This window comes from Marinactinospora endophytica (assembly GCF_054780875.1).
Window position 1 is genome coordinate 439,545 of the sequence record NZ_BAAGVM010000002.1, and the last position, 24,108, is coordinate 463,652.

The window sequence follows — 24,108 nt, forward strand, 5'->3', positions numbered from 1 at the left end:
GAACGGAAAAAGAGTGAGGAAAGCGAAAGAACGGGTATATCCGTCGCCCGGACCTGGCGTCTCCCCCGTCCCTGCCAGGTCCGATCACACCGCCAACAACGCGGCGGCCTACGGACGTCCGTCCTGGGACCGCCGCCGGCCGCGCGCCGCCCCCCAATCGGCGGCGACCGCGCGGCCGCAGAGAGGAGACACGTGAGCTTGACGCACGACGTGGCAGTACCCCCGTCCGCCGGACGTCGGTTTCGTGCCTACACCGCGAAGCACCTGGACGAGTTGACGGCGCGCGCCGGACTCGCCCCCGACGAACGTCTCGCGGTCCGCGCCGTGGCCAGTGTGTTGCCCTTCCGGGTCAACGCCTACGTCATCGACGAGCTGATCGACTGGGACTCGGCTCCCGACGACCCGATCTACCGGCTGACCTTCCCCCAGCCGGACATGCTCCCGCACGAGGACGTCGCGCGGATCGCCGACCTGCTGCGCGGGGACGCGCCGCGCAAGGAGGTCGACCGGGTCGCCAACGAGATCCGCGCCCGCCTCAACCCCCACCCCGCCGGCCAGATGCTCCTCAACATTCCCAAGCTCGGCGCCGAGGAGCCGATGTCGGGGGTGCAGCACAAGTACCACGAGACGGTGCTGTTCTTCCCCAAGCAGGGGCAGACCTGTCACGCCTACTGCACCTACTGCTTCCGGTGGGCGCAGTTCGTCGGCGAGCCCGACCTCAAGATGGCCACCGACGACATCGACCGGCTCGTCGCCTACCTGCACCGCCACCCCGAGGTCACCAGCGTCCTGCTGACCGGCGGCGACCCCATGATCATGGGTGAGGGCGTCATCTCCCGCTACATCGAGCCGCTGCTCGCGGTTCCGACCCTGGAGTCGATCCGCATCGGCACCAAGTCGCTGGCCTACTGGCCGCAGCGGTTCCTCACCGACCCCGACGCCGACGACACGCTGCGGCTGTTCGAACGGGTCGTCGACGCGGGGAAGAACCTCGCCTTCATGGCGCACTTCTCCCACCCCAACGAGATGGCCCCCGCGCTCGTCCAGGAGGCGGTCCGCCGCATCCGCGACACCGGCGCGGTGATCCGCACCCAGGCGCCGCTGATCCGCACGATCAACGACGACTCCGCGATCTGGGCGGACATGTGGCGCACCCACGTCCGGCACGGGATGGTGCCCTACTACATGTTCGTCGAGCGCGACACCGGGCCACAGGACTACTTCGCGGTGCCGCTGGCCCAGGCTTACCCGATCTTCCGGGACGCCTACGCCGAGGTCTCGGGCCTGGCCCGCACGGTCCGGGGACCCTCCATGTCGGCCACCCCGGGGAAGGTCTGCGTGGACGGCGTCGCCGAGATCGCCGGGGAGAAGGTGTTCGTGCTGCACTTCATCCAGGCGCGCGATCCCGAACTGGTCGGCCGTCCCTTCTTCGCCAAGTACGACGAGAAGGCGGTCTGGCTGTCCGACCTGGAACCGGCGCTGGGCGCCACCCGCTTCCCCTTCCAGGAGGGGCCGGCCGGGGCCGGTGCCACGGCCGCGCGGGAGTAGCCGGGCGGGGCGGCGTCGCGTCGGGCGGGGCCGCCCTCTGTGGGCTTTTCCACACCCGCTCGTTAAGCCGTAAATCGCTACCTTTTGTGACCGAAACCCGGATCGAGGGGCGCGGGCGGCGGCATAATCGGGCGGGTACGAGGCGTTGGTTCCGGGCATGGAGCCACACTCACGGATCGGCCGACACGCCGGCCGGTTCCGGGCGGGAGGGCGCGCGCATGGCTGACTGGTTCACCGACCACGTGATCGCCACCGGCCGGTTGCCGTTGTTCAGCTTCTTCATCGCCTTCGTCGCGGGATTCCTGCTGATCCGCGTCAGCGTCCGGTTGATCCGCGCCGAGGTGCGCTGGTGGCCGGGCAACGTCACCCCCGGCGGCCTGCACATCCACCACGTCGTGTTCGGCGTGGCGTTCATGCTGCTCGGCGGGGTCGCCGGGCTGCTCATCACCGACCGCGAGGGGATTCCCATCGCGGTGGCCGCCGCCCTCTTCGGGTTCGGCGCGGCGCTCGTGCTGGACGAGTTCGCGCTCATCCTGCACCTGCGCGACGTCTACTGGACCGAGCAGGGCCGCACCTCGGTCGACGCGGTGTTCGTGGCCATCGCCCTCACCGGCCTGCTGCTCACGGGGATCCGCCCGTTCGGCTGGAGCGAGCTCAGTGCCGCCGGCGCCGGGGGCGAGGCGGTGCGCCTGGGCCTGGTCCTGCTCGCGTTGGTCAACCTCGCGGGCTCCGTCGTGAGCCTCCTCAAAGGCAAGATCTGGACAGGGATCGCCGGGGTTTTCGTCCCCGCCATCTCGATCGTGGCCGCGCTGCGGCTGGCCGTTCCCGGCTCCCCGTGGGCGCGCTGGCGCTACCCCGAGGGCTCACGCCGCCATCAGGCGGCGGTCCGCCGTGACCAGCGTCTGCGCCGCCCGCTGATCCAGGCCAAGATCCGGTTCCAAGAGCTCATCGCCGGCCGCCACGACCTCGTCTTGGACCCGCCCCCGGGGCTGGGGCCCATCGACCCCGGGGTCCGACCCGCCGAACCGGTCCCGGTGGCGCCCGCCACGCGCGGGCCTCGGCCGTGAGGTCGCCGCAGGTCCAATAAGGTGTCGTGGGCTATGGCTTTTACCAAGGGGGCTGGCCCGCACCAGCGCGGGCTCACGATCGGCGTCGACATCGGCGGCACGAAGGTGGCGGCGGGTGTCGTCACGCCGGCCGGGCGTGTGCTGGCCCGGGTGCGCACGGAGACGCCGCACAAGAGCAAGAGCCCGAAGGTCGTCGAGGACACGATCGCCGGGGTCGTCGAGGAACTGCGGCGCGACTACACGGTGGGCGCGGTCGGGGTCGGCGCGGCCGGCTTCGTCGACGACCAGCGGGCCACCGTACTGTTCGCCCCGCACCTCGCCTGGCGCAATGAGCCGCTACGCGACGCCCTCAAGGCCCGCCTGGACCTGCCGGTGGTCGTGGAGAACGACGCCAACGCGGCGGCCTGGGCCGAGATGTGCGCCGGCGCCGGACGTAACGCCGACGACGTCATCGTCGTCAACCTCGGGACCGGTATCGGCGGGGCCGTGGTGATCGGCGGGGTCCTGCGCCGCGGCCGGCACGGGCTGGGCGGTGAGTTCGGGCACATGACGATCGTGCCCGACGGCCACCGGTGCGAGTGCGGCAACCGCGGCTGCTGGGAGCAGTACGCCAGCGGCAACGCGCTCACCCGTGAGGCGCGCGAGCTCACCCAGGCGGAGTCCCCGGTCGCGCGCGGCCTGGCCCAAGCCGTCGGCGGCGACCCCGCGCTCATCACCGGCCCCTTGGTGACCGAGCTCGCCCAGAAGGGCGACCGGGCCTGCGCCGAGCTGCTGGAGGACGCCGGGACGTGGCTGGGGATCGGCCTGGCGAACCTGGCGGCGGCCTTCGACCCCGAGCTGTTCATCATCGGCGGGGGTGTCTCCGAGGCCGGCGACCTGCTGCTGGAGCCGGCCCGCAAGGCGTTCCGCCGCACCCTGACCGGGCGGGGCTACCGGCCCGAGGCCGAGATCGTCGCCGCCGCGCTGGGCAACGAGGCGGGCCTGATCGGCGCCGCGGACCTCGCCCGCGACGCGCTACCACGCTGGCGCCAGGGGCGCCGTCAGCGCCGGCTGTCCCGCTCCCGGGAGTCCCGCCGCGCTTTCTGAGCGGGACCGCGGGCCGTCCCTCAGCGTAGGGGGAGCTGGCCCGCGGGAACGGATTCGCGCCGCTCTTCGGGTCCTTTGTAGCGCGGGGGCAGGGGCCGCGCGGCCCGCGCGGGGGCGCTTTCGTCGCCACGGGTCTGGGCGGTCTCGGCGCCCGACATCATGCTGGCCGCGATCCACTCATAGACCGTGACCCACGACGAGCTCATCCGCGACGACCAGGTGGGCGACAGCTCGCTGACCGCGCGGACCATGGCGCGGCCGACGTAGGGGTAGTGCTCGGGCTTGACGCCGAGCGCGGTGTGGTGGCGGGCGCCCAGCCGGCGCAGCTCCTCCTGGACCTCCTCGGGCTGGTCCAGGTGGCGGATGACGCCGAGCAGGGCCCGGCTCATCCTGAGGTGCTGGGGCCCCATGTCCTTGGAGAACATCGACCGGATCTCGGGAACCAGCTCGAACAGGTGGTCGTAGAAGCGCTCGGCGAGCTCCACCGAATCCTCGGGCAGGTCCGCGCAGGAGAGTCTGACGTCGTCGATGGCCTTGGCGTCAGGCAGGGGGACTGAGGAGATGGGGCGAGGTTGCATCGCTGGCTCCGGGTGCGTTGACGGCGGTTCGATCGCGCTTCGGAAGGCCGATCCCGGTGGCCGGGCAACGCCCATGGGGCGTGCAGCGCGTTGGCCCACCGGGTCGCCGCGGGCGGGACGGTGCCGTCGGGAAGGCGCCTGCCGCCGGTCCCGTCCGATGTCGACCGGTGGAGAGCACGGACACCGTGGCTCCGGAGATTATCACTGCATTATTCGCGATAGCGATACGCATTCGGAGACAGTGCGCGGATAATCCGACGTTTCCAAAGCTGAGATCCCAACAGAACGATGTCTTCGGAAGGGGGAAATCGGTGGGCGATCCTCCGGAATCGTACCGGAGCGTGCGGTAACCGTGTCCCCACCTGCCGTGACGGCGCCCTCTGGTGGGGGCGGACGGCGGTGGGGCGTCGCCCGTGACCTCGGTCGAGGGGCGTCCCCGACGGTGGGTGTGACGTAGGCGACAGGGCCTGTTTCGGTGTCCCGCGCCAGGGGCGAGGACCCTGGTGGCTGGGGGATCTGGCCGTTGTTTTGCTGTTTTGCGTGGAATGCGAAGAAAATCGACTGGTCCGCTCCGAAGCGTTCGGGAAACGAACGAGGTGGTCCAGGACGCGCGACGGGGACGGAAAGCTTCGGAGGTGATGATGAGGTCAGGCCGGAAACGGCGGCCATGGGCGATCCTGGCGGCCTGCGGGCTGCTGCTCGCCGGATGCACCAACGGGGAGATGCCCGCCGGGACGGGGGCCGCGGCACCGGTGCCGGCGGAACTCGCCGACGGCCCGTTGACCATGGCGGTCGTCAGCCACGCCAAACCCGGTGACGCCTTCTGGGAGGTGGTCAAGAGCGGCGCGGAGCAGGCGGGGACGGAACTCGACGTCGCCGTCGAGTACGCGGGCGACCCCGATCCCGTCCAGCAGACCCAGCTCATCGACAACGCGGTCGCCCGGGGGGTGGACGGCCTCATCGTCTCCATGGCCAACCCCGAAGGGGTCAAGGCCGGGGTCGAACGCGCGGTCGCGGCGGGCATCCCCGTCATCACCATCAACTCCGGCCTGGAGGAGTCCGCCGACTACGGCGCGATCACCCACGTCGGGCAGAGCGAACGGATGGCCGGCGCGGCGGCCGGCGAGGCGTTCGCCGACGCCGGGGCCACCAAACTCGTCTGCGTCATCCACGAGGCCGGCAACGTCGGCCTGGAGGAGCGGTGCGGCGGGGCGCGCGACGCCTTCCCCGGCGAGGTGGAGAACCTCCAGGTGGACATCTCCAACACGGCCGACGCCCGCAGCACCATCCGCAACAAGCTGATGTCGGACGACGAGGTGGACGGCGTCCTCGCGCTCAACCAGGCCGTCGCGGTCGCCGCCGTCGGCGCGGCCGACGACGCCGGGAGCGACGTGGGGATCGGCACCTTCGACGTCTCCACCGACATCACCGACGCCATCGCCTCCGGCGACCTGCTGTTCGCCGTGGACCAGCAGCCCTACGTCCAGGGCTACCTTCCGGTGACCCTGCTCGCCCTCAAGGCGCGCAACGGCAACGAGGTCGGCGCGGGGGAGCCGGTGTACTCGGGGCCGGCGCTGGTCACCAAGGACAACGTCGATCAGGTCAGCGCCTTCACGGAACGGGGGACCCGGTGATGGGTACGAGCACGGGCGCGGCCGAGCCCCTTCCCGGCGCGCGGCGCCCGACGGTTCCGCGGGCCTCGCTGCGGGTCCGCCTGCTGCGCCGTCCCGAGGTGGGCGCGCTGGCCGCGGCGGTGGCCGTCTTCGTCTTCTTCTCCCTGGTCACCGACACCTTCCTGACACCGCAGGGGGTCGCCACCTGGCTGGAGTCGGCGGCGCTGTTCGGGATCATGGCGGTCGCGGTGTCCATGCTGATGATCGGCGGCGAGTTCGACCTGTCGACCGGTGTCATGGTCGGCTCCACCGGGCTGCTCACCGGGGTGCTCGCGACCCACGCCGGCGTCAACGTCTGGGTCGCGGTCGTGGTGTCCCTGGTCGCGGCGCTGGCGGTCGGCCTGGTCAACGGCCTGCTGGTGGTGCGCACCGGGCTGCCGAGCTTCATCGTCACGCTCGGCACCTTCTTCGTCCTCCAGGGGCTCAACCTGGCCCTGACCAAGGCCGTCACCGGCCAGGTGGCGGTGCAGGGCATGACCGGCGCCGCCGGGTTCTGGGACGCCCGCTGGCTGTTCGGGTCGAGCATGCGCCTGGGGCCGGCCACCTTCCAGGTGTCGATCCTGTGGTGGGCGCTGTTCACCGCGGCCTGCACCTGGGTGCTGTTGCGCACCCGCGCGGGCAATTGGATCTTCGCCGCGGGCGGGGAGGCGCGCAGCGCCCGGCACAGCGGCGTCCCGGTCCTGCGGACCAAGGTCGGCCTGTTCGCGTTGACGGCGTTCGCGGGCTGGCTCGTGGGCATGCTGTCGCTGTTCCGTACCACCACGGTCCAGGCGTCCACCGGCGTGGGCGTGGAGTTCGTCTACATCATCTGCGCCGTCGTCGGCGGCTGTCTGCTGACCGGCGGGTTCGGGTCGGCGATCGGGGGCGCGCTGGGCGCGCTCATCTACGGCATGACCTACCAGGGCATCGTGTTCGCCGGTTGGGACAACAACTGGCTCAAGGCGTTCCTGGGGGTGATGCTGCTGGCCGCGGTGGCGGTCAACACCTCGGTGCGGCGCCGGGCGCACACCGCCGGCGCGGCGCGGACCGCGCGGACCAGCCCGCACGTTGCGGCCGCCGGCGGGTCTCCCGGCGGGGCGGCCCTCGACCCGGAAGGCGAGGTGCGGCGGTGAGCGGCGTGGACGGCGCCCCGCGCGGCGGCGAGGTGATCATCGAGGCCCGCCGTATCGGAAAGGACTACGGCAACGTCACCGCCCTGGCCGACGTCTCGACGACGGTGCGGGCCGGCGAGGTGACGTGCGTGCTCGGCGACAACGGCGCCGGCAAGTCGACGTTCATCAAGGTCCTGTCCGGCGTGCACCGCCACGACCACGGCGAGCTCGTCGTGGACGGCGAGCCGGTCGTGTTCGACGGGCCGCGGGCCGCGCTGGAGCGCGGCATCGCAACGGTCCACCAGGACCTCGCGATGGTGCCGCTGATGCCGATCTGGCGGAACTTCTTCCTGGGCTCCGAGCTCACCCGGGGGCGCGGGCCGCTGCGCCGGCTCGACGTGGCGCGGATGCGCGCCATCACGCGGGCGGAGCTGCTGCGCATGGGCATCGACCTGCGCGACGTGGACCAGCCGGTGGGCACCCTGTCGGGCGGGGAGCGCCAGTCCGTGGCGATCGCGCGCGCGGTCCACTTCGGCGCGCGCGTGCTGATCCTGGACGAGCCGACCGCGGCGCTCGGGGTGAAGCAGGCCGGGGTGGTGCTGCGCTACATCGTCGGGGCGCGGGAGCGCGGCCTGGGGGTCGTGTTCATCACCCACAATCCGCACCACGCCCACCCGGTGGGGGACCGTTTCCTGCTGCTCAACCGGGGGCGCAGCCTCGGCGACTTCGCCAGGGGCGAGGTGGACCGCGCGGAGCTGGTCCACCTGATGTCCGGCGGCGCGGAGCTCGACGAGCTGGCCCACGAGTTGGACCGGGACCGCTCCTGACCCCTCCCGGGGTGCCGGCCGCGTGGTCCGGCCCCGCCTTCCGGCAGGTGGGAGGGGGTGGCAGCGCGGCCCACAAGAATTACCGAACCTCGTTCTACTCGGAGGAGGGGGAGTCGGTAGAGTGCCGCGCATGGAGCTGAATGGAGTAGCCGCCCTCGTCACCGGCGGGGCGAGCGGGCTGGGAGAGGCCACCGTCAGGGAACTCGCCGCGGCGGGGGCCACCGTCGTCATCGCCGACCTCAACGCCGAGCGCGGTGCGGCCCTGGCCGAGGAGGTCGCGGGCGTCTTCGTCGCCACCGACGTCTCCGACGAGGAACAGGTCCAGGCCGCGGTGGACGCCGCCGTCGCCACCGGGCGACCGCTGCGCGTCGCGGTGTCGTGCGCCGGCATCGGCTGGGCGACCCGCACCGTCAACCGCGACGGGGTCCCCCACGACCTGGCCTCCTACAAGAAGGTCATCGACGTCAACCTGATCGGAACGTTCAACCTCGTCCGCCTGGCGGCCGCGGCCATGGCCGCCACCGAACCGGTCAACGAGGACGGCGAGCGCGGGGCCATCGTCAACACCGCGTCCCTGGCCGGGATCGAAGGACAGATCGGCCAGATCGCCTACTCCTCCTCCAAGGGCGGCATCATCGGCATGACCGTCCCCGCCGCCCGCGACCTCGCCGCCATCGGCGTGCGCGTCAACACGGTCGCGCCCGGCATCCTCGACACCCCCATCTACGGCCAGGGTCCCGAGGCCGAGGCGTTCAAGGAGCGGCTGGCCGCCCCGGTCCCCTTCCCCAAGCGCCTGGGCACCCCCGGGGAGTTCGCCAAGCTGGTCCGCGCGCTGCTCGAGATCAGCTACATCAACGCCGAGGTCGTCCGCATCGACGGCGGCCTGCGGATGCAGCCGAAGTAGGGAGGTTCCCGTGTCCGACGAGGTTCTCTACACGACCGAGGACGGCGTCGCCGTCATCACCATCAACCGGCCGCAGGCCAGGAACGCGGTCAACGCCGCGGTCGCCCGTGCCGTCGCCGAGGCGCTGGACGACCTCGACGCCCGCCGTGACCTGTCCGTGGGCATCATCACCGGCGCGGGCGGCACGTTCTGCGCGGGCATGGACCTCAAGGCGTTCATGCGCGGCGAGGTGCCCCACGTCGAGGGGCGCGGCTTCGCCGGCCTGGTGCAGCGTCCGCCCCGCAAGCCGCTGATCGCCGCGGTCGAGGGGTACGCGCTGGCCGGAGGGTTCGAGGTGGTGCTCTCCAGCGACCTCGTGGTCGCCGCCGAGGACGCCAGGTTCGGCATCCCCGAGGTCAAGCGCGGCCTGGTGGCCGGCGCCGGGGGCCTGCTGCGCCTGCACCACCGCATCCCGCGCAACATCGCCATGGAGCTCGCCCTGACCGGCGACTTCGTCGACGCCGGGCGCATGGCCGAACTGGGCCTGGTCAACCGGGTCACCCCCTCCGGCGGGGCGCTGGAGGGGGCGCGGGAGCTCGCGGCCGCGATCGCGGCCAACGCGCCCCTCGCGCTGGCGGCGTCCAAGCGGGTCATCGTCGAGGCCGACGACTGGCCCGGCGCCGAGCGCTGGGAGCGCCAGAGCGACATCATCGGCCCGATCTTCGCCAGCCATGACGCGATGGAGGGCGCGGCGGCGTTCGCCGAGAAGCGCCCGCCCCGCTGGAAGGGCGAGTGACCCTCGCCGTCCCCTTTCCCGGGCGGGGCCGCGCACGCGGCCCCGCCCGGCCGCGTCCGGGGGCCGGACGGGCCGGCCGATCCGCGGTGTCGCGCACGGCCCGGGTTACGGGGAAGCGCGGCGCCGGGAGGTTACCCTGACCGTGGGCTCCGCCGGAGCCCGTCCGGCCCGCGCTTCCGCGCGGGCCTGCGCGGAAGCGCGCGCCCACGGCCGCGCCTCCAGTGATGCGGAGCCCGCGGGCGAAGCGGCACCCGCGGGCCGACCCCCACCCGTCAGGGCATGGCCGAGCGCCGGTGACCCACCGGAGCGGCCGCCGTCGGTCCCACGTGTTCCCACTCCGTGCCCCACGAGGGATGAGGAACCGGATGAGTGGACAGACGATGCCGCGCGACGGGGGGACGCCCGTCCCGCCCACGGACGCCGGCGACGCCGGGTACAGCAAGTCGCTGAGGGCCCGCCACATCAACATGATCGCGATCGGGGGAGCGATCGGGACGGGCCTGTTCCTGGGCGCCGGCGGGCGGCTGCACGACGCGGGGCCGGTGCTCGCGCTGGTCTACGCGGTGTGCGGGGTGTTCGCGTTCTTCGTCGTCCGGGCGCTGGGCGAACTGATCCTGCACCGGCCCTCCTCGGGCTCCTTCGTCTCCTACGCCCGGGAGTTCATGGGGGAGAAGGGCGCCTATGCCGGCGGCTGGCTGTACTTCCTCAACTGGGGCACCACCGGCGTCGCCGACATCACCGCGATCGCGATGTACACGCACTACTGGGCGGTGTTCAGTGACGTCCCGCAGTGGGTGCTGGCGTTGGCCGCGCTGGCGGTGGTGCTCGCCGTCAACATGATCTCGGTGCGGATCTTCGGCGAGATGGAGTTCTGGTTCGCCATCGTCAAGGTCGCCGCGCTCGTCGCCTTCATGCTCGTGGGTGTCGGGCTCCTGGTGGCCGGTCACGACGTCGGCGGACACGACAGCGGCCCGCACCTGCTGGTGGCGGACGGCCTGCTGCCCAACGGGCTGCTGCCGGTGGTGCTGGTGGTGCAGGGCATCGTGTTCGCCTACGCCGCGGTGGAGCTGGTCGGCGTCGCCGCGGGCGAGACGGCCGAACCCGAACGGATCATGCCCCGGGCGATCAACTCGATCATGTGGCGGATCGGGGTCTTCTACGTCGGATCGGTGCTGCTGCTGGCGATGCTGCTCCCGCACGGTGCCTACACCGCGGGGGAGAGCCCGTTCGTGACGGTCCTGACCGAGCTGGGGGTTCCGGCCGCGGGCGACGTCATGAACCTGGTGGTCCTCACCGCGGCGATGTCGAGCCTCAACTCCGGCCTGTACTCCACCGGCCGGATCCTGCGGTCGATGGCGGTGGCGGGGTCGGCTCCGCGGTTCGCCGGTGTGATGAGCCGCAGCCGGGTCCCCTACGGCGGCATCCTGATGACCTCGGGGGTGTGTGTTCTGGGGGTGGGGTTGAACTACGCGGTCCCGGCCCGCGCGTTCGAGATCGTGCTGAACTTCGCCGCCATCGGCATCCTCAGCACCTGGGGCATGATCATGCTGTGCCACCTGCTGTTCTGGCGTCAGGCGCGCGCGGGCCTGGTGGAGCGGCCCGTCTACCGGCTGCCGGCGGCGCCGTGGACGACGCTGGCCACGCTGGGCTTCTTCGCGGTGGTGCTGTTCTTGATGTGGCTGGACGAGGAGGCCGGGCGGGCGACGGTCATGTGCGTGCCCGTCATCGCGGCGGGGCTGGTCGCCGGCTGGTTCGTGGTGCGCGGCCGGGTGCGGGCGGTCGCGGCCGGTGAACGGGAGGCGCTGCCGGAACCGGGCTGACCGGGGCGGGGCGCTCCACCCGCGCGGCCGTGCCTGGTCGGGCGAAGGACGGGGCGGGCCACCACCGTGTCGAAGGGGCCTCCACGCGCCGGCCCGCGCGTCTCGGGCCGCATTGGGCGCTCCACCCTCTTGACCGTGAGGTGGCTCACAGACAAGGTGGCCGTTATGCAACGTCTTTCCTACGCCAGTGGGACATCGGACTTCCCGCTCCTGGGCGAGACCATCGGGGAGAACCTGCGGCGCGTGGCGGAGCGTTTCGGCGAGCGCGACGCCCTCGTCGAGTACGCCACCGGCCGCCGCTGGACCTACGCGCACTTCGACGCCGCGGTGGACGAGATGGCCAAGGGCCTGATCGCGTCCGGGGTCGCGCCCGGCGACCGGGTGGGCATCTGGTCGCCCAACTGCGCCGAGTGGGTCATCACGCAGTACGCCGCGGCCCGGGCGGGGGCCATCCTGGTCAACCTCAATCCGGCCTACCGCACGCATGAGCTGGCCTACGCGCTGCGGCAGTCGGGGACCTCGCTGCTCGTCTCGGCCACCGAGTTCAAGACCAGCGACTACCGCCGCATGGTCGAGGAGGTCCGGCCGGACTGCCCGCAGCTGCGCGAGGTCGTCCACATCGGCACCCCCGACTGGGCGGAGCTGATCGCCCGGGGCCGCGCCCTCGACGACGGCGAGCTGCGCGCCCGCGAGGCGGCGCTGTCCTGCGACGACCCGGTGGACATCCAGTACACCTCGGGGACGACGGGCACGCCCAAGGGGGCGACGCTGACCCATCACAACATCCTCAACAACGGGTTCTCCGTCACCGAGCTGCTGGGCACCACCGAGCACGACCGCTTCTGCGTGCCGGTGCCCTTCTACCACTGTTTCGGGATGGTCATGGCCAACCTCGGCATCACCTCGCACGGGGCGTGCATCGTGATCCCGGCGCCGGTCTTCGACGCCGCGGCCACCCTGGCGGCGGTCCAGGCCGAACGCTGCACCGCCCTGTACGGGGTGCCGACGATGTTCATCGCCGAGCTCGACCACCCCGACTTCGCCTCCTACGACCTGTCGAGCCTGCGCACCGGGATCATGGCGGGTTCGCCGTGCCCGGTCGAGGTGATGAAGCGGGTGGTCCACGAGATGCACATGAGCGACGTGGCCATCTGCTACGGGATGACCGAGACGTCGCCGGTGTCCACCCAGACCCGGATCGACGACGACCTGGAGCGCCGCGTCTCCACGATCGGCCGGGTCGCCCCGCACATCGAGGTCAAGGTCGTCGATCCGGCGAACGGGCGCGTCCTGCCGCGCGGACAGGCCGGGGAGCTGTGCACCCGCGGCTACTCGGTCATGCGCGGGTACTGGCGCGAGCCGGCCAAGACCGCCGAGGCCGTGGACGAGGCGGGGTGGATGCACACCGGTGACCTGGCGGTCATGCGGGAGGACGGCTACCTCACCATCGTCGGCCGGATCAAGGACATGGTGATCCGGGGCGGCGAGAACATCTACCCGCGCGAGGTCGAGGAGTTCTTCCACGCCCACCCCGACATCGCCGACATCCAGGTGGTCGGGGTCCCCGACCCCAGGTACGGCGAGGAGCTGTGCGCGTGGGTACGCCTGCGCGCCGGCGCGCAACCTCTCGACGCGGCGGCGCTGCGGGACTTCGCGGCCGGCCGCCTATCCCACCACAAGATCCCGCGTTATGTGCTCGTCGTCGACGACTTCCCCATGACCGTCACCGGCAAGGTCCGCAAGGTGGAGATGCGCGAACGCTCCGTCGCCCTGCTGGGGCTCGGGGACGCGCCGGCCGGTCCGGCCGCCTCCTGACCGCCGTGGCGCCCCGCCAGGGCGGCGGGCGGGGCGCCCCGGTTCACCGGCCGGGCGAGGGGCGGTCCGGAGCGGCTCCCAAGGCGACGGAGCAACGGTTGTGGGGACACCCCGTGACGAGGTGACGTGAGCGGCGGGGAGCCGCCCGTCGGGGGTGTGCGCCGCAGGCCCCGGCTGCCGGGGCCTGCGGCGGTTGCGGGGTCAGAACTGGTCGCTTCCCGACACCTGGCCGATCGGGAACACGTGCCGGGTCGCCGCGCAGATCGTTTCCAGGGCGTGAATCGGCACGTCATCGGTGCTGACGCTGACGCGGAGCACCTGGACGACCCATTCGCCCGCGATGTCGAGCAGATCGGCCTTAGAGGTCATCTCATTTGGTGAGTCGGCGGTAGCAAATCAGCATGCGGGCGATGCCGGTGAAGGCCAGGAAGTGGTTGGCCGTGCGCTTGTAGTGGCGGTGCGGGCGACGGCATTCGGCCAGCCAGGCCATGGTCCGCTCCACCTGCCATCGGTGCCTGTCCAACCGCTGCGAGGACTGCACACCCCGGTGGGCCAGACGGTGCGCGATCCCGCGCTCGCGTAGCCATCGGCGCAGGTGGGCGTAGTCATGGCCCTTGTCGCCGTGCAGCTTGGCCGGGCGGTGCCTGCGCGGGCCGCGGCGGGAGCGGATCGGCGCAATCCCCGCCACCAGGGGGCGCAGGGCCTGGCTGTCATGGGTGTCGGTCCCCGAGATCGCCATGGACAACGGCAAACCCTGCCGATCGGTGATCAGGTGGGTCTTCGATCCTTTCTTGCCTCGATCGACAGGATTGGGCCTGTCAGGTCCCCCCTTTGGGGGCTCGCAGGTTCACCGAGTCGATCGCGCACCGCGACCAGTCCAGCTCACCGCGGGAGCCGAGCTCGTCCGACACAAGCCGGTGGAGCTTGGCCCAGATGCCGGGACCGGGTCCACTCGGTGAAACGCCGGTGCGCGGTGGCACCGGAGGGGCCGAACACCGGCGGAAGCTGGGCCCGGGTACAGCCGCTGGTGGCCACGAAGATGATCGCGGCCAGCACCTGCCGGTCGCCGTGTCTGCGCCGCCCGCCGCCCTGTGGGCGGGTGGGCGTCTTGGGCGCCACCCGTTGGAACAGTTCCCACAGCTCATCCGGCACCAACCGCTCCGCCATCGACACGCCGCCAGGTTACCGAGAACCCAAATGAGATGAGCTCTTAGCACTCACTAACGCCACACGTACCACTTCTACACCTGAGGCATCTTCCGACTAGGAACAGGAGTCGATAAACAACGCAATCGAATAATGAATATTCACCGCGACAAACGGAATTCAAGCGTGCCAGAAATCGAAAAAGGGCAAGGAAGTTTTTCCTTGCCCTTTCGCGCTTTCCGTTGTTAGTGTCAGATGGCGCTCGGTGATCGACCGAACGCAGAAGGGATTGATGATGCAGGAACACATGGAGTACCCCTACGAGACCCCGGTCATCCTGGCTGTGCTCGACTCCGCTGACCTCGCGGGCAGCGTCCCCCCGGACCTGACCCCGCACGTCCACGCCAGCCAGAACAGCTGAGGCTGTAGGTGACCACCGGGGCCCGCGAGACACTGTGTTTCGCGGGCCTCCGAAAGGCGATCCAATGCGCTATAACACGCTAGGAATTCACGTCACCAACACGTGCAACATGGAGTGCGCGCACTGCATCACCGACTCTTCCCCGAGCGTGCGAGGCGACCTCACCTGGGACGAAATCGAGGCAGCTGTTAGGAGCTCCGCTCCCTATATCGACGGAGTTTGCGTTACCGGCGGAGAGCCATGGCTCAGGCGTGAGACTGCCCTGGCGACCATTCGACTCACCCGCGAGCTCAACCTGGTTCCCTCCATGATCAGCAACGGCTTCTGGGCGAGGAACACCGACGACGAAACCGACCGGGTCTTCTCGGAACTCTCCGAAGCAGGGTTGGACAAACTCGCGGTCTCTTACGACGGTTTCCACAACGCCCACGAGCGCCTTGTGTCTATCGCTACGTTGAGCCGGCTCCTGGCCTGCGGCTCTGCCACGGGGATCCGATTGCAGGTTCAGTACTGCGGGCGGGGAGACGACGAGGCATACCGCGAAGTCGAGGAGTTGACCGCGCGACACCGTGTTCCACTCATCGCCTCCGGAGTACTCCCGTTCGGGCGTGGTAGGCAGCTGGCGGTCCTGCGCCATCCGCGTATCGAGAATGTCCCCGGCGACGCCTGCGGCGTAGTCGTCCGCCCAGTCCTCACACCTGAACGGGACCTCTACACCTGCTGCGGCCCTGCTCGTGGAGCAGCTCCGGAGTCGCCGCTGAGATTGCCGATCAACAACGAGGCAGCCCACACGGGCGACGCCTTGAGGCGAGCCGCGTCCTCGCCCCTGCTGAACCTCCTGCACACCCAAGGGCCACGCGCAGCCTACGAACGGTTGTCCCCATCCACGCAGGCGCGTGTCGCTGGACGGCTGCTCGACGAGTCCTTCTGCTCGCTGTGCCGTGCAATCACCGACGATCCGGCCGCCGTCACGGAGCTGGAAGCGCTCCTGGAGGATGACCGCTTCTTCCTCCTGGCTGCTTCCGGCTACATGCAGGTCAATGCAAAACGACGGGAGATGATGTAATGACGGCGCTGGCTGCCCTGGCCGGTCCATGGCCACCCCTTGAGGGCGCGCGCGTGATGCGCGAGGCCCTGTCCTACCGCGCACCCCGATGGGACGAGTACGCTGTGGGGCCGGTCATCGTCGGTGGTACAGCCGTTCGACGCCTGGGCCAGAGTGGCACTGTGCTGGCAGTCGACGCTCCGGACTGGGTGCGCGACAGACTCCCCGAGCCAACTCCGAAGGACCTGTCCGAACCTGCCCACGCTGTGAGCTGGCTGGCGCACATGAACGGGGACGCACATGCCGTTCTTGCGCTAGGCAAGGACCAGCTCGTGGTCTACAGGGGACTGTCTGCCAGGCCCCTGTTCTATGCTCAGCCCAGCAAGCGACTGGCAGTCGCCACCCGGCCAGATCCCCTGGTTTCGCTCACCTCGGCCCGCGTGGACTCGGCTGGACTGGCCGCCTTCCTCATCCCACAAATGTGTGACCCCTACGGGTCGGCCTGGCAGGGCATCCATCGTCTGCCCCCTCGGCACGCCCTCATATGGGAGCACGGTGAGACCTCCCTGGTCCCGCTTCCAGATCCGGAAACGCCAGACCTCACAGGAGCCACTGACAGGGAGCTGATCTCCCTGTTTCGCGACGCGTTGTTCACCGCTGTAGATCGCTGCTCCGGGAATACCGATGCGCTCCTACTCAGCGGGGGCATCGACTCTTCCAGCCTGGCCGGAGTCTACTCAGCCACCCGAAATACACAGCGGGTGACGGCATTCGGACTCACCTACACCAAGTGGGACGCCTGCGACGAACGGCGGTACGCCCGCGACGTAGCGGAGCTCCCCGGAATCAGACTGATAGAGCTACCAGCCGACGAACTACTGCCGATCACCAGCCCGTACATGCTGGGCCCGGAACCGGAGGCCTGGTCATACGCGGGGCGAAACCAGGCGCTGCTCAACCTCATCTCTGCCCATCCAAGCGGTGCGGCCACCGTAGTTGCTGGCGAAGGCGGTGACGAGTTGCTGCTTGGGCAGGTGTTCTCCGTGGCCGACCGCATCGCCCAAGGCGATCCTCGTGGTTGGAAGGAGGTGGATACGTTCCCTGAACCTGACCAGGTCCGCCCCGTGATCCAAGCGCTGCTCGACGGCGCCTACGACACGCCGATCGCCCGCCTGCATCGAGCTCTCGCCGAGATCCCTCCATGGCTCTGCCCGGAATGGCTGGAGAAGTCTGACGTCCTCCGCAAGTTCACGAGCGGGTATCCCGTGCTCGGCCCTCCAGGAGGGATGACCGCTTCCTATTCCCGCGCGCTGTTCGCCGAATCCGGTGCAGCCGGTCGTGCGCAGTGCGGCGGCTGGTGGGAGGACACCGGACAGCGCAACGGAATGACCATCGTCTACCCATTCCTCGACCCCGACCTTGCTGAACTCACCTGGGCTCTCCCGCCCCACATGTTCCGTGACGAGGGCCTGGAGAAGCATGTGCTGCGCCAAGCTGTAGCGGACACGCTGCCCGTCTCCGTGCGGGCCCGGCCGGACAAGGCTGAAGCGCTGTACATCCTCAACGCCGGGCTCACCGCCAACCTCCAGCAACTCCGCGAGACCATTACGGGGCCCTTGGCCGAGCTCGGAGTACTCGTCCCGGAACAGGCCGAAAACGCCCTGCAACGGTACATAGCCGGAGACCGCCGACATGCACCTGCTTGGTGGGCGATGTACGCCGTCCACATCTGGCTCCTCGACAACGAACGGGACCTGCCGTGAACGCATTCCGACCGCAACTCACTGAATCCACCATTCAGGACACCGGAGAGCACGCCATCCTGGTGCCGACCTGTATGGACAGGCCCACACTCGTCCTCCACCCGATCGCAGGCCGAATCCTTGCCCTGTGCGATGGAAGCCGCACTCTGAACGAGGTCATCGACGAGATCGCGTCGACCCACAACGCTGAGCGCGGTCGAGTGGCTACCGACATCACGAATCTACTGGTCAAGGTCGGCGAACACGGGCTCCTGCGCGAACAGCTCCCTGCCGCTACCCACGTGTCCAGCGCCGAAACGCTCTGACTTAACGCGGACGCGGGAGAGCACAGATAGGATCGGTGCCGTGACTGACACGCACGACGACACGTACAACGACCTGCCCGAACAGATGAGAGTTCGGCGCCAGAAACTGGACCGACTGCGCGAAGCGGGCATTGACCCCTTCCCTGTGCTCTTCCACCGGTCCGCGTCGATTGGCGCCGTGCGTGACAAACACAGCGACCTGTCGCCGGACACCCACACCGGGGAAACCGTAGCCGTATCGGGCCGCGTGATGCTGTATCGGACCGGCGGCAAGTTGTGCTTCGCGACGCTGCGCGACGAGACCGGCGACCTCCAGATCATGTTGTCCTTGGACCAGGTCGGTCAGGAGCGCCTGGACGAATGGAAGTCCGTCGTCGATCTCGGCGACCACGTGGGGGTAGAGGGCGAGGTCATCACCTCCCGTCGCGGCGAGCTGTCCGTGCTGGTCCGCTCCTGGGTGCTCACGGCCAAGACGCTGCGTCCGTTGCCGGAGAAGCACAAGGGCCTGACCGACCCCGAGGCCCGCGTGCGCCAGCGCTACGTCGACCTCATCGTCAACCCCGAGGCACGACAGATGGTGCGTGCTCGTTCCCGCATGGTTCGTGCTCTCAGAGCTGAGCTGGAACTCCAGAACTTTATGGAAGTCGAAACGCCCATGCTGCAACGGGTGCACGGCGGGGCCACCGCGCGGCCGTTCACCACCCACATCAACGCCTACGACATGGACCTGTACCTGCGCATCGCCCCCGAGCTGTATCTCAAGAGGCTGGTCGTGGGCGGTCTGGAGCGGGTGTTCGAGATCAACCGGAACTTCCGCAACGAGGGTGCGGACTCCACGCACAACCCCGAGTTCACGATGCTGGAGTTCTACCAGGCGTACGCCGACTACAACGACGGTGCTGCGCTCACGCAACGGTTGATCCAGGGAGCTGCTCAAGCTGTGTTCGGATCCACCGTGGTCGAGCGGGATGGGGTGGAGTACGACCTGGGCGGGGAGTGGCCGCAGATCACCCTGTACGGCGCGGTGTCCGAGGCACTGGGCGCCGACGTCGACCCGCGCACCCCGGTCGAGGAGGTCCGGCGCCTGGCCGAGACCAAGGACGTGGAGTACGACCCGACCTGGGGGCCCGGCAAGCTGGTCGAGCACCTCTTCGAGGAGCTGGTAGAGCACACGCTCGTCCAGCCCACGTTCGTGCGCGACTTCCCGCTGGAGACGAGCCCGCTCACCCGCCAGCACCGCGAGGACCCGATGCTCACCGAGAAGTGGGACCTCATCGGCTTCGGCATGGAGCTGGGCACCGGTTTCTCGGAGCTGACCGATCCTGTGGAACAGCGTCGCCGCCTCACCGAGCAATCACTCATGGCGGCTGGTGGTGACGTTGAAGCGATGCAGCTCGACGAGGACTTCCTGCGCGCCTTGGAGTACGGAATGCCCCCGACCGCTGGAGTAGGTGTGGGCATCGATCGGCTGCTGATGGCGTTCACCGGCAAGGGAATCCGGGAAACCATCCTGTTCCCCCTGGTCAAGCCTGAAGCTTGATTCCTCGAAACACGGTCTGAACAAGAAACACAGAGCGCAAACCACACGACCCGAGGTGCTCAGGATGCACCTCGGGTCGTGTGGTTTCGAACAGAGGCAAGCCTAGCCCTTGACCGCTTCAAACTCGGCGACGATCGCCGCAGGGATACGGCCCCGCCCGTTGACGGGCTTCCCCTGGGCCTTCGCCCAGGCGCGAATCTCCGCGCTGCGCTCACGACTGGGGACATTGCGGCTACCACCCCTGCGGCCCACGCTCCGAGACGCCTTGGCCGGGGCCTTGCGGGCGGCACCCTTCGCGCGCTGTGGAACGGCTGTGCCTTGCGGTGGGTCAGGGCGAGCCCGCGCAGCACGTGCACCTCCTGGTAGGTGTCGCCATGGGAGCGGAACCACTCCCTCGCCTGGAGTCCCAGTGCTTCAGCGGTGTTGATGTTGCCGAGTTCGCGGCGGCAGTCGGCGATGTGGCGGTCCATCAGCGCGATCCCCTGCTGGCGTTCCAGGTGGGCGAAGGCGCCGCGGGCTTCGCGGTAGCGCACCTCGGCTTCTTGGGCTTCGCCCCTCTCAAGGTGCACCGAGAGCAGCGCTTCCACGGCCTGCACGATCCCGAGTTCGTGCCGGGCGGCCGCCCACAGCGCCTGGGCGTGGAGGAAGCGAGAGGCGGCGAGGTCAACGCGTTCCTGCCACATCAGGCACCGGCCAAGGCCGACGGGCATGTAGGCCTGCGAGGCCTTGGACCCCAGGCCTCCGCCGAAGCAAGGACCAGGAGATGGGTCTCCTCCCATATCTCCAGGTTCTGGCGCCGCGCCGACCAACTCGCGAGCGCTTCGCACAGCTCCCACGCCGCATTGTGTCGGGCGATGGCGTGAGCGATCTCTTGAGGCGGCAGCGTTGCGGGTCTTCGCGACCGGCCGCCTCCTGACCGCCGTGGCGCCCCGCCAGGGCGGCGGGCGGGGCGCCCCGGTTCACCGGCCGGGCGAGGGGCGGTCCGGAGCGGCTCCCAAGGCGACGGAGCAACGGTTGTGGGGACACCCCGTGACGAGGTGACGTGAGCGGCGGGGAGCCGCCCGTCGGGGGTGTGCGCCGCAGGCCCCGGCTGCCGGGGCCTGCGGCGGTTGCGGGGTCAGAACTGGTCGCTTCCCGACACCTGGCCGATCGGGAACACGTGCCGGGTCGCCGCGCAGATCGTTTCCAGGGCGTGAATCGGCACGTCATCGGTGCTGACGCTGACGCGGAGCACCTGGACGACCCATTCGCCCGCGATGTCGAGCAGGTCGGCCTCATACGGCGTGGCCGGCCGGACGGTCAGTGTCTCGGTCGCGTGGCCGAACCGGTGCCCCATCTCCTCAAGGGCGGCCTGGAGTGTGGGGAGCACGAAACCCTCGGCGTCGAGCCGCGTGTTCTCCCCCACGTCCAATCGGAAGTAGCTGGTCGCGATACGTACTGGAACGTCGTTGGCCCAGAACATTTTGCGACGCGCGATGACCGGCGCGCCCGCTTCCACACGTAGAGCGGCGGCCACGTGTTCGTTGGCCGGCTCCTTCCCGACGAACAGCATGCGTCGCTCGGGTTTGAGCCCCTGTTGTTCGGCCTCGGTGAGGTAGAGCGATGTGGATCCGCGCACGGTCGGTGGCGTGGGAAGGGCGCGTTCGACCAGGACCCTCGGCCGGGGTTCGACCGGTCCGGTCGGCGCCCGGTGCCCGCTGTCACCGCCGGCTTTCTTCATCTGGCTGATCCGCCCCGGCGTCACGCCCAGGTGGCGGGCGATGTCGTCTTGGCGGAGGCCGGATTCCTGCGCTTCGATGATGGCGCCGCGCCGGATTCGCGACAGCTCGACCGACTGCCCTTGGAGGGTGGCCATCGCACTCGACGCGGCTCGCGCCCGGTCGAGCGGGTCGGAGATCTGCGCGATGTCGTGCAGCGTCCTCGCATCCATGACTGTCCTTTGCAGGTAGGTCGCTCGCGCGAGCTTCAGCCCCTATAAACAGCCTCTCATGTGGGCGAAGACGGGGAGGCCCAGCCGCGAATGTTACGACCCGGCCCTCGCCTTGACCGGAGAGCAGTGGGTGGGTGGAGGCGGTTTCGTTTTGTTCAATCCCGTCCGACCGGGATCGTGTACGCCAGTTCGTAGCGATCCGTGGGGACAACGATGTCGGCCGTCTCGACGGGCCGGTCAGTGGTGGAGTAGGTCCGCCGGATGACCATGACGACGGCGCCGCGCGCGATGCGGAGACGGTCGGCCTCCTCCGCCGAGGCGGTCCGCGCGGTCACGATCTCCGAGGCGTGAGTGATCTCGTGTCCGATCACCCGCATGCGCTCGACCACTCCGCGGCCGGCGTGGATACCGTCCTCGGGCAGGACGATCTCGGTGCCGCGGGTGATCTCCAGTGGCTCATAGGAGGTGGAGAGCATCACCGGCTCATCGTCACCGGTGAAGGTGTAGTGGGTCCGCATCACCTCGTCTCCGGCCCCGATCGCCAGGCGGTGCGCGATGTTCTCCGATGCCGGGACCGGTTGGGAGGTGGACTCCCACCCACCACGTACGGCTTGTGCCGCCATGTCCGCGCGAAATGGGGAGCCGTCTCTGGCCTCCCGGTACCAGCTTCGGGTGAGTCGTCTGAGCGGCGGTTTGGGGCGGACGTAGCTTCCCGAACCCGTGCGTGAGACCACGTATCCCTCGGCGACGAGTTGTTGTACGGCGTCGGCCGCGATGCGAGGGCCGACGTCGAACTCGGTCGCGAGGGCCTGTCGTGACGGCAGCCGGTCACCGGGTCCGTAGTCGCCCGCGATGATGCGTCGCCGCAGCTCGTCGGCTATGCGCTGGTAGGTCGGGCGGCTCACGTGCGGGCTCCTTGGATCGGCGGATCTCTCTGAACAGCTTGACAAGCCGCACGTACAGATTATTGATTCGCGCGCCAATCCGAGGTGGTTCATGGAACATGGGGTCCACGTCATCACCGCACCGGCGACCGCGAGCATGGTTTCGGTTGTACGTCGCGCCGTCTCGGCACGAGTCTCCTGTAAGCCCCGCGCACGCGGGGGAGTCCCGGGCCGGTTGGAGTACTAAGGCCCGAGAGTGCGTCCCTATCGAGAGGGCACTGTGTTGCCAGTGTGAGCCAGGGACTACCTAGTCGTAGGTGATCTCTAGTTGATGTCGGGACCTGTCTGCGGCGATGCCTCCAGGGAGGACCCGGCGTTGCGTTGAGGGTCGGTCGGCCGGCTGGTGGCCGTCTGTCCGTAGCGGAGTATGCTGGCGTTGGGAATTCAGGTAGAAGGGCCTCGGCGGAATCTCGCCGAGGCCCCTTCTTTTCGCCTGTCAGCTAGCGTGCCGTCTCGCTGTCGGACCCTTTCAGGTCACGGAGGAACGCGGCCCATTCTCCAGCGGGGAACGTGAGGTGGCCGAGGTGGGGGTTCCGTGAGTCGCGGACGAGAGTCCGCTGCCCCTCAGCGACCTCGACGCAGTTCTCTGTCTTCGCGTGGGAGTAGCTGCTCTTGTGGAATTCAGGCATGGTCATGTCCTTCGATCAGCGCCTCCAGGTAGGCGCGTGACTGGTCGACCCCTAGAGAGCTGCCCCGTATATGGTCATACACGGTGATGTACTCCTCAAGGTCAGCGGGGTCGTCGAGGAAGATCCCCGACGCCACGTTCTCACGGTAGACGACGCTGGGATCGTCGTCGGGTAGATCGAGGATGGTGAACGCGCCACTGGTCGCGGCGTGCGGCCCCACCGAGTCGGGCAGGATCTGTACTCGGACGGATGCCTGTTCCTGGATGTCCAGCAGGTGCTGAGCCTGCTCTTGCAGGAGCTGCGATGGAATCTTCCGGAGAGCGGCCTCATCGATGATCGCCCAGAGACGGGGCGCATCTGGACGGCGGCGTAGGACTGTCTGGCGCATGACCCGTGCCTCGACACGCCGTTCGACGTCTGCGCTGTTAGTCAGGCCGCCGCCGCGGATCACCGCACGTGCGTAGTCCTCAGTCTGCAATAGCCCAGGGATGACGAGCACCTCGTAGGTGCGGATCATCTGAGCCTCTGCCTCCAGGCCGACGTAGGCGCCGCGTCCCAAGATGTCACCGTAGCTGGCCCACCAGCCGCGCTGGCGCGCCTCTGCGGCGAGCGTGAGGTACGTCGCTCGCTCGGCCTCGTCGGTGACGCCGTAGATGTCGAGTAGCGTTCGCACGTCGTCGAGGCTCGGCAGGACCCAGTCGTCACGCTCGATGCGCGTCAGCTTATGCCTCGACCATTTCGCGGTGGCGGTTTCGCGTGCCCGCTGCACGACCACCTCAGTCGTGAGGCCGCGTGCCGCGCGAAGCTCACGGAGGCGGCGACTGAGCCGCCGTCTCCTGAGGGTCGGGGAGTGGGCCATCTGTGCTCCTCTCGAGGAACTGATGACCCCCGATCTTACGGTCAGCAGCCGATTTTGCGCCATTTAACCTTCAGTGCACCTTTCCGTGCTACGCACAGTGAAGCATGCAGAGGCGATCTTCAAATGTGCATTGCATATTTGACTCCCGTGCGTCACCATACAGATGCCTGAAGTCATTCGCCGGCCGTTCATTCCCATCAGTTACTCTCGGCCGGCCTGACCCCCGAAGGGGTTCCCATGAGACTGTTCTCCCTGCTCTTGCTTGTGTTCGCGGCGTTGGCGCGCGGTGGTCCGTCTCCTTCGGGGTCTGTACCGCCCGCCCGTCGCCCCCAGGAGCCCTCG

22 protein-coding genes and 2 pseudogenes are annotated in these 24,108 nt (G+C 69.3%); 16 read left to right on the top strand and 8 right to left on the bottom strand.

Translation table 11 applies throughout. From position 1 onward, the window contains the following. Window positions 1-210 precede the first annotated feature (210 nt). The 3 genes from ACYVHU_RS05905 to ACYVHU_RS05915 all read left to right on the top strand — a co-directional run bounded on the left by ACYVHU_RS05905 (window position 211) and on the right by ACYVHU_RS05915 (window position 3,701). On the top strand, window positions 211-1,548 hold the full coding sequence (locus ACYVHU_RS05905) for a KamA family radical SAM protein (protein ID WP_078764183.1): 1,338 nt from the start codon (window positions 211-213) through the stop codon (window positions 1,546-1,548). Window positions 1,549-1,766: 218 nt separating this feature from the next. After that, window positions 1,767-2,615: a hypothetical protein gene (locus ACYVHU_RS05910; RefSeq protein WP_078764169.1), complete on the top strand. Its 849-nt coding sequence runs from the start codon at window positions 1,767-1,769 to the stop codon at window positions 2,613-2,615. Window positions 2,616-2,648: 33 nt separating this feature from the next. After that, window positions 2,649-3,701, top strand: a complete 1,053-nt coding sequence (locus ACYVHU_RS05915; RefSeq protein ID WP_078764170.1) for an ROK family glucokinase — start codon at window positions 2,649-2,651, stop codon at window positions 3,699-3,701. A gap of 20 nt (window positions 3,702-3,721) precedes the next feature. On the opposite strand, the gene ACYVHU_RS05920 is transcribed toward ACYVHU_RS05915, so the two are convergent. Beyond that, entirely contained in the window at window positions 3,722-4,279 is a 558-nt protein-coding gene (locus tag ACYVHU_RS05920; protein ID WP_078764171.1) for a globin domain-containing protein, read from the bottom strand. Window positions 4,280-4,917: 638 nt separating this feature from the next. Between ACYVHU_RS05920 and ACYVHU_RS05925 the strand changes: the two genes are divergently transcribed. From ACYVHU_RS05925 to ACYVHU_RS05955, 7 genes are all read left to right on the top strand, one after another. Beyond that, window positions 4,918-5,913, top strand: a complete 996-nt coding sequence (locus ACYVHU_RS05925) for a substrate-binding domain-containing protein (RefSeq protein WP_498947749.1) — start codon at window positions 4,918-4,920, stop codon at window positions 5,911-5,913. Then, window positions 5,913-7,064, top strand: a complete 1,152-nt coding sequence (locus tag ACYVHU_RS05930; RefSeq protein ID WP_078764172.1) for an ABC transporter permease — start codon at window positions 5,913-5,915, stop codon at window positions 7,062-7,064. Before ACYVHU_RS05925 ends, ACYVHU_RS05930 begins: the two co-directional genes overlap by 1 nt. Beyond that, on the top strand, window positions 7,061-7,870 hold the full coding sequence (locus tag ACYVHU_RS05935; RefSeq protein WP_078764173.1) for an ATP-binding cassette domain-containing protein: 810 nt from the start codon (window positions 7,061-7,063) through the stop codon (window positions 7,868-7,870). The genes ACYVHU_RS05930 and ACYVHU_RS05935 overlap by 4 nt, the downstream gene beginning before the upstream one ends. Window positions 7,871-8,000: 130 nt before the next feature. Beyond that, window positions 8,001-8,774, top strand: a complete 774-nt coding sequence (locus ACYVHU_RS05940; RefSeq protein WP_078764174.1) for an SDR family NAD(P)-dependent oxidoreductase — start codon at window positions 8,001-8,003, stop codon at window positions 8,772-8,774. A 10-nt stretch (window positions 8,775-8,784) separates the two neighbouring features. Further along, window positions 8,785-9,549 (top strand): crotonase/enoyl-CoA hydratase family protein, encoded by a 765-nt coding sequence (locus ACYVHU_RS05945; RefSeq protein WP_078764175.1) that lies wholly within the window; start codon window positions 8,785-8,787, stop codon window positions 9,547-9,549. 365 nt (window positions 9,550-9,914) lie between these two features. Continuing rightward, window positions 9,915-11,369, top strand: a complete 1,455-nt coding sequence (locus ACYVHU_RS05950) for an amino acid permease (protein WP_432938273.1) — start codon at window positions 9,915-9,917, stop codon at window positions 11,367-11,369. A 165-nt stretch (window positions 11,370-11,534) separates the two neighbouring features. After that, the gene (locus tag ACYVHU_RS05955) at window positions 11,535-13,184 is read left to right on the top strand and encodes an AMP-binding protein (RefSeq protein ID WP_432938276.1); all 1,650 of its coding nucleotides are present in this window, start codon (window positions 11,535-11,537) and stop codon (window positions 13,182-13,184) included. A 201-nt stretch (window positions 13,185-13,385) separates the two neighbouring features. Here the strand turns inward: ACYVHU_RS05955 and ACYVHU_RS05960 are convergent, their stop codons facing one another. Beyond that, window positions 13,386-13,553, bottom strand: a complete 168-nt coding sequence (locus ACYVHU_RS05960; protein ID WP_498947751.1) for a hypothetical protein — start codon at window positions 13,551-13,553, stop codon at window positions 13,386-13,388. A 1-nt stretch (window position 13,554) separates the two neighbouring features. Next, window positions 13,555-14,357 (bottom strand): annotated as a pseudogene (locus tag ACYVHU_RS05965) (IS5 family transposase). 265 nt (window positions 14,358-14,622) lie between these two features. Here ACYVHU_RS05965 and ACYVHU_RS05970 point away from each other — a divergent pair. The 5 genes from ACYVHU_RS05970 to lysX all read left to right on the top strand — a co-directional run bounded on the left by ACYVHU_RS05970 (window position 14,623) and on the right by lysX (window position 19,404). Further along, complete coding sequence (locus ACYVHU_RS05970; protein ID WP_498947753.1) at window positions 14,623-14,751, top strand: hypothetical protein; 129 nt, start codon at window positions 14,623-14,625, stop codon at window positions 14,749-14,751. A 64-nt stretch (window positions 14,752-14,815) separates the two neighbouring features. Then, on the top strand, window positions 14,816-15,817 hold the full coding sequence (locus tag ACYVHU_RS05975) for a radical SAM protein (protein WP_498947754.1): 1,002 nt from the start codon (window positions 14,816-14,818) through the stop codon (window positions 15,815-15,817). A gap of 161 nt (window positions 15,818-15,978) precedes the next feature. Continuing rightward, complete coding sequence (locus ACYVHU_RS05980; protein WP_498947755.1) at window positions 15,979-17,559, top strand: asparagine synthase-related protein; 1,581 nt, start codon at window positions 15,979-15,981, stop codon at window positions 17,557-17,559. Next, window positions 17,556-17,864, top strand: a complete 309-nt coding sequence (locus tag ACYVHU_RS05985) for a PqqD family peptide modification chaperone (RefSeq protein WP_498947756.1) — start codon at window positions 17,556-17,558, stop codon at window positions 17,862-17,864. Before ACYVHU_RS05980 ends, ACYVHU_RS05985 begins: the two co-directional genes overlap by 4 nt. A gap of 31 nt (window positions 17,865-17,895) precedes the next feature. After that, window positions 17,896-19,404 carry a bifunctional lysylphosphatidylglycerol synthetase/lysine--tRNA ligase LysX gene (gene lysX, locus ACYVHU_RS05990; RefSeq protein ID WP_498947839.1) on the top strand — a complete coding sequence of 503 codons (1,509 nt, stop codon included), beginning with the start codon at window positions 17,896-17,898 and terminating at the stop codon, window positions 19,402-19,404. A gap of 102 nt (window positions 19,405-19,506) precedes the next feature. On the opposite strand, the pseudogene ACYVHU_RS05995 reads toward lysX, so the two are convergent. Continuing rightward, window positions 19,507-19,692, bottom strand: a pseudogene (locus ACYVHU_RS05995) (Lsr2 family DNA-binding protein); the annotation flags it as partial. A gap of 86 nt (window positions 19,693-19,778) precedes the next feature. Between ACYVHU_RS05995 and ACYVHU_RS06000 the strand changes: the two are divergent. Continuing rightward, window positions 19,779-20,267: a hypothetical protein gene (locus ACYVHU_RS06000; RefSeq protein WP_498947757.1), complete on the top strand. Its 489-nt coding sequence runs from the start codon at window positions 19,779-19,781 to the stop codon at window positions 20,265-20,267. A 254-nt stretch (window positions 20,268-20,521) separates the two neighbouring features. On the opposite strand, the gene ACYVHU_RS06005 is transcribed toward ACYVHU_RS06000, so the two are convergent. The 4 genes from ACYVHU_RS06005 to ACYVHU_RS06020 all read right to left on the bottom strand — a co-directional run bounded on the left by ACYVHU_RS06005 (window position 20,522) and on the right by ACYVHU_RS06020 (window position 23,766). Beyond that, a complete protein-coding gene (locus tag ACYVHU_RS06005) occupies window positions 20,522-21,334 on the bottom strand; it encodes a GntR family transcriptional regulator (RefSeq protein WP_432938279.1) in 813 nt (270 codons plus the stop codon). A 155-nt stretch (window positions 21,335-21,489) separates the two neighbouring features. Then, the gene (locus ACYVHU_RS06010; RefSeq protein WP_144390324.1) at window positions 21,490-22,239 is read right to left on the bottom strand and encodes a GntR family transcriptional regulator; all 750 of its coding nucleotides are present in this window, start codon (window positions 22,237-22,239) and stop codon (window positions 21,490-21,492) included. Between the two features lie 479 nt (window positions 22,240-22,718). Beyond that, window positions 22,719-22,907 (bottom strand): DUF397 domain-containing protein, encoded by a 189-nt coding sequence (locus ACYVHU_RS06015; RefSeq protein WP_078764180.1) that lies wholly within the window; start codon window positions 22,905-22,907, stop codon window positions 22,719-22,721. Beyond that, the gene (locus ACYVHU_RS06020; protein ID WP_078764181.1) at window positions 22,900-23,766 is read right to left on the bottom strand and encodes a helix-turn-helix domain-containing protein; all 867 of its coding nucleotides are present in this window, start codon (window positions 23,764-23,766) and stop codon (window positions 22,900-22,902) included. The genes ACYVHU_RS06015 and ACYVHU_RS06020 overlap by 8 nt, the downstream gene beginning before the upstream one ends. Window positions 23,767-24,108 lie beyond the last annotated feature (342 nt).